This is a genomic window from Bacillus sp. LR--39 (assembly GCF_053613335.1).
Genome location: NZ_JBSIOT010001514.1, coordinates 1 through 531 on the forward strand (window position 1 = coordinate 1; position 531 = coordinate 531).

The 531-nt window shown below is 51.6% G+C and carries 1 protein-coding gene; it reads right to left on the reverse strand.

The window, feature by feature from the left end; all coding sequences use genetic code 11:
• On the reverse strand, positions 1-531 hold a 531-nt coding region (locus ACWHAR_RS31485; RefSeq protein WP_452088980.1), incomplete at both ends, for a hydantoinase B/oxoprolinase family protein.

Genomic DNA, 531 nt, shown 5'->3' on the forward strand with positions numbered 1-531 from the left:
TGAACCGGTAAAGTCAATGTGAAGATCGCTGCCTTTGACGGTCACCGTTGCGCGAACCTTAATATCGCGGTTGCCTTGAAAGTCGTGATCAGCGAATGTTTCACCGACATAGGTGCCGTCCGGCCAGCTGCTGATTTCATCGCGAACCCTGTTTTCTGTATATTGAATCCGGTTGTCAATGGCTGTAATCACCTTCTCGGCGCCATACTTATCCAGCATCGTCTGGATTCGGGAGGCAGCGACCTTGCACGCCCCGATCATCGCATTTAAGTCGCCTTCAAGCCAATGTGAAAGCCGGTTGTTTGCAACGATTAAATCGAATACATCCCTTCGCTTTTCTCCCCGCTCATAAATTTTTAACGGCGGAATCCGCAGCCCGTCATGCCAAATGTCTTTTGAGCGCGGATTGTACCCTCCGGCAACCGGACCGCCATTATCGGCCATATGGCTTCGTACAGCAGGAAGCAGGATCGGCTTGCGATTATAAAAAACAGGCATGACGATCGTCCAGTCAAGGCTGTGCGAGCCTCC